Origin of the sequence: Kamptonema formosum PCC 10802 (assembly GCF_000332335.1) — a bacterium.
Taxonomy (GTDB): domain Bacteria; phylum Cyanobacteriota; class Cyanobacteriia; order Cyanobacteriales; family Oscillatoriaceae; genus Oscillatoria.
Genome location: NZ_KB235952.1, coordinates 1295 through 1790, shown reverse-complemented (window position 1 = coordinate 1790; position 496 = coordinate 1295). Strand labels below are relative to the sequence as shown.

Annotated in this window: 1 protein-coding gene; it reads right to left on the bottom strand. The window is 54.2% G+C overall.

Translation table 11 applies throughout. From position 1 onward, the window contains the following. Positions 1 to 197: 197 nt before the first annotated feature. On the bottom strand, positions 198 to 496 hold a 299-nt coding region (locus OSC10802_RS0136045; RefSeq protein WP_198525376.1), incomplete at its 5' end, for a hypothetical protein.

The following is a 496-nucleotide window of genomic DNA, read 5'->3' as shown; positions in this document are numbered from 1 at the left end:
TGCCGGTGCGAACCAAACATCGATTTGTCTGGCTTCTCCCGCCACGCGGCGTGGCGCTTGCACTCCCCATAGGGCGATAGCAGTTCCTCCAGATAGTCTTTAGCGAATTGGTCGTGAATAAAGCGAGTCATTAGCCTGCACTTAGAGTAAAGCACCCTCGTGTATATGCCAACCATTATATCACCGGCAACCCACACTTACCCGCGCTTCTCCAAAATCAGCAACGTCTCCGAGCGAATCGAATTCACATGATGAACATCAAACCGGCGGAACGTATCCAACTCCATCCTCTCCCGCACCGCCCAACCCCTATCCACCGCCAACAAAGCCAGCAAATCAGGCGTGTCAATCGTAAAACTCCGCCCTCCCAACACAGTCTTATTCCGCCCCACAACCAGCGCAAAAGGCGCACCGGCACCCAGCAATTCCCCCACCTCCCCAAACATCACCGCCATATCCGCCAAATACTTATAAAGGAGTGCCGGCACATTCTGCC